This is a genomic window from Lysobacter arseniciresistens ZS79, assembly GCF_000768335.1.
Classification (GTDB): domain Bacteria; phylum Pseudomonadota; class Gammaproteobacteria; order Xanthomonadales; family Xanthomonadaceae; genus Novilysobacter; species Novilysobacter arseniciresistens.
This window is the reverse complement of the sequence record NZ_AVPT01000061.1, coordinates 1-3,715: the sequence shown is the minus strand read 5'-3', so window position 1 is coordinate 3,715 and position 3,715 is coordinate 1. Positions and strand designations below refer to the sequence as shown.

5 protein-coding genes are annotated in these 3,715 nt (G+C 53.6%); all 5 read left to right on the top strand.

Going from position 1 to position 3,715, the window contains the following annotated elements; translation table 11 throughout:
* Positions 1-82 precede the first annotated feature (82 nt).
* The 5 genes from N799_RS15520 to N799_RS13915 are packed head-to-tail and all read left to right on the top strand — an operon-like array spanning position 83 to position 3,677.
* Positions 83-622: a hypothetical protein gene (locus N799_RS15520; RefSeq protein ID WP_152597984.1), complete on the top strand. Its 540-nt coding sequence runs from the start codon at positions 83-85 to the stop codon at positions 620-622.
* A complete protein-coding gene (locus N799_RS15515) occupies positions 619-1,140 on the top strand; it encodes a hypothetical protein (protein ID WP_152597983.1) in 522 nt (173 codons plus the stop codon). The genes N799_RS15520 and N799_RS15515 overlap by 4 nt, the downstream gene beginning before the upstream one ends.
* Positions 1,137-1,781 (top strand): hypothetical protein, encoded by a 645-nt coding sequence (locus tag N799_RS15510; RefSeq protein WP_152597982.1) that lies wholly within the window; start codon positions 1,137-1,139, stop codon positions 1,779-1,781. The genes N799_RS15515 and N799_RS15510 overlap by 4 nt, the downstream gene beginning before the upstream one ends.
* Positions 1,774-2,934: a hypothetical protein gene (locus tag N799_RS15505; protein ID WP_152597981.1), complete on the top strand. Its 1,161-nt coding sequence runs from the start codon at positions 1,774-1,776 to the stop codon at positions 2,932-2,934. Before N799_RS15510 ends, N799_RS15505 begins: the two co-directional genes overlap by 8 nt.
* A gap of 2 nt (positions 2,935-2,936) precedes the next feature.
* Positions 2,937-3,677, top strand: coding sequence for a DUF4942 domain-containing protein (locus tag N799_RS13915; RefSeq protein WP_036213879.1), 741 nt, complete (start codon positions 2,937-2,939; stop codon positions 3,675-3,677).
* The last annotated feature ends 38 nt before the right edge of the window (positions 3,678-3,715 follow it).

The window sequence follows — 3,715 nt, the reverse complement described above, 5'->3', positions numbered from 1 at the left end:
CTATTGACAAAGTTTGGGTTTGCCTTTGACTTAATGAAAGGCATAGCGATGGCTATGTTTCAACGCAGATCAAGGAGGCAATATGCAACCCAATTCCTATACATCAAACAAGCGATCAAACCCCTGGCCGATTGTCCGATGCGTCATGGTTATCGCAGGCTTGCTTTGGGCTATATCCATGATTTCGGACAGTCGCAACCAGGACAAAGCAGGTGAAGCCGAAGCAAAGCTCGCTACTGTCCAACAGCAATTGGATGACATAGCGGCAGAGCCCGATAGCGTCGAAAGCGCCGATAGGTATCAGATCCAGATCGACGCACTTGCAGACGCTCTGGAAACCTCACGGCATCGTAAGGACACCGAACTCGCGTTTGCATTCATTGAGGACAGCCTTTCCGATATCGAGCGTGAGATGAGGGAGGATTATTTTTACTACAACTGCAATGCAAGAAATATCCGGATCAATCGTTCGGCGCCAGGTATTCCTGTGTTGTTGATCGACTGGGTGCCGCGCGAAGGGCGCACGGCAAAGCAAGCTGCCATCTGCAAAGGGACGACCATGCAGATACTCCCTAGCGACACGGATGGCTTGACTGTGAAGCAAGCGGGGGATAGGTCATGAAATCTAACCCCTACTCATCCAATCGGCGATCAAACCCCTGGCCACTGGTGGGCTGCATCCTGGTCATAGCTGGCGTGCTTGGCTTGTATTGCAGCCAGGCGAGCCAAGCTGGACAGCTTTCGCCTGAAACGCAGGAGAGAGCTACTGACCCCACGGTTCATGCCGAATTGTTAGCACAAGCCAAGATCGACGCCTTTGTAGCCGTCTACCCCGAAAACACATGGACCGATCAGGCCGCAGAGGCGGTGGATGCTGTGCGCGACAACATGGGAACAGCGCGGTGGGCAGCTGGCCTGACAGAGGGAAGTCCAGGGCTGGGAATGTCGGTGGAAGACCACCATGAATCAGCACGCGAACAGTTTGCTTCTATTGATATGCGTGATGCCGAACGACTGATGTTCTGCGAACGACAACTTGCCATCGGATCCGCTATTGGTTTCACCTACATTGCGCGGCCAGGAACCTCAAAAGAGCTTGCGGCGAAGTGGTGCCCAAATGATGACGGGAGCACGCAATGATCGGTTCACTAGCCAGCGTGCCTATCCTCCTGGCCGTGTTGCTGGCCCCAGCCCAGCCACTGCTAACACCCACACCCGATGAGCTGCAAGGCGAAGCCTGGCTCATCAAGCACGGCATCTTTACGAGCCAGTGGAAAGATCCAGCTTGCAAAGCATTGGCCCTGGACCTGGCCGACGAAACCAAGATGACCGTGGAGCGCCTAGCTTCCGCCCGTAGCCTGGCCGAGAACGCAGGTGTGGTGGAGGGATGCTCCACTGATCAAGTGCGTGGCGAAGCGAAACCTGAAACCCCGGGAATTAAACCAGTTGTGCCCAAGCAAGCCATCAACGAACTTGATAATCGCCTGCTGCGCCTGGAAGTCAATGAAGCCGAGTGGACCGATGAAGTGTGCCAAGCAGCAGCCGTGGAGCTTGCCAACATCCCGCAAGGAGAGGCCAGCCCGGATCGGATGGAGGCCGCCTATGCCTTGATTGATCGGGCTTCCACGGTGCGCAACTGCCGTGTGGCAGGCGACCACCTGGAAGCGGACGTGGGCGCATTCTCTGATGCTCCCAACGCTTGCACGAGCACCCTGTATCTGTATCCCACGCAATCGCCGTTCGTAAAACGGTTGTGCCCGCTGGGAGGGAGCGGTGAGTAAGGAACCGGTGCGTGAACCTCAAACTGACCGTCAGCGCCAAGTATTTGATGCGGTCGAGGAAGGTCTACAAACAACAGAGATTGCGGCACTTCTGGGTATTTCATACCAGCGGGTCGGACAGATATGCAAGAGCTTAAATATCAGGCCGATCGATCGCGCAGGGAAAAGCAAGATGATGATGGAAGAGGCGGGGAGGTTGCATAATTCCGGACAGCCTATTGAAGATATAGCCAACGCAATTGGTTGTTCATTATCAACCGCGAAAACAAAGGTTTACGACTTTCTCCGGTCAGTTGGTGTGGCCCAATCACAAATAGTCGCTGAAAGAAGAGAGAAGGTGTCAAAACTGATTAATGATGGTTTCAGCAGGAATGAAATTGCAAAAATGGTAAATGTTCAGCGAAATGTTGTTCAGCAAGATACAGAAGGTCTTGGGTTGTCCATATCAAGAGAAGATATTTTTGCTAGAACCAAAGAGCGTCAGGCGCAAGCGCAACTGTTGAAGGTCGCTGGGTTAACGCTGGAACAGATTGCTGAAAATCTCGAAATAAGTAAACAACAAGCTTGGAACTATTTAAACGAATCTAAAATTAATGATGATATTCTTTCAAAGGTCCATGACTTGGTGAAGAAAGGTTTTCCAGGAAGGCGGATTGAGGTAGAGCTTGGCATTTCACATCAAAGAGTCATAAATGCCATTAGGCAACTTAAAGATCGGAAGTTGATCGCACCTGGCCGCCGAAAGACAGTGAAAAATCCCGATGGCAAAAGTGTTATTTCGCCTTCCAAACCAAACCATCCATTGTCGATCAAGGGCGATGTTGCCTGTCCAAATAGCGAATGCATCAACCATGCTGATCCAATGAGTGGTTTCTATCGTAAGAAGGGCAAGTTGGTGCGCAAATCAGGCGCTACCGTTCAACGATATCAATGCAAGTTCTGTGGCACCTATTTCAACGCAATGCTTACACGCGCTGAACGGGGGCAGCGGCGACCTGAACTGAACTCGCTGATCGTCAAGTTGAAAAGCAAGGGCATGTCCCAGCGAAAGATTGCTGCTGTCGTAGGTTGCAACAAGGTCACCGTGGGAAAGAAGCTTAAAGAGTTTGCAGTGTCGAAAGATGATCAATCGGCAAAATTGGGAAACAACTGATCATGGGCCTTGACCTTATCAAGTCCATTTCCGTGCCCGACTTGCTGCGGGAGCGTCATGAACTGTTGGAAGCCGCTATACGCGTGCTCACTGACCCGCACATGCGGTCATTCGCCTTGCACCTGTCCAGGTCTTACCAGCTGCACCATGACGCGGCGTTGCACTACTACACCGAGAAGGTAGACCGGCAGTTGTGGGCGCGGTTCCTGCACGGGGCAGGGTTGTGGGATCTCATGTCCGGTCCGGAGCGTGAGAAGTGGCGCAAGGTAGTGGGCCAGGAAGCAAGGGACCCAGTGGTGCCGTTTGATGCACCCACGGCGCTGGGCGTGTTCCAGGACTTGCATGAGCGAAAGGACGAGTTCCGCAAGGAGGCCCTGGCCCATCTGTATCGCCGGCTGTCGTGGGACCACAAGACCAATCAGCCGTCCCACTTCGGGCAGAAGCTGATCTACCAGCGGTTCTATGACTACCGCGGCAACTGCACGAGCTACGGGGCCGATGCGATCCAGGACTTGCTACGCGAGCTGTATCGGTTTGACGGCAAACCCGAGCCTTGCGGGTGGTGGATGAACTCGATTGATGGCTACTTGGATATCAAGGCGTTCAAAAACGGAAACGCGCATATCACGCTGCTGCGCCCTGACCTGATGGATCGGCTGAACGCCGAGCTTGCCAGGTGGTTTCCAGGCGCCTTGCCGGCGCCATCGAACACGCGCGGCCATCGAAGAGCACGCCGCGTCTAGGTCAAGAGCAACAGCGTTTGATGGGCCGTTGGCCCCGT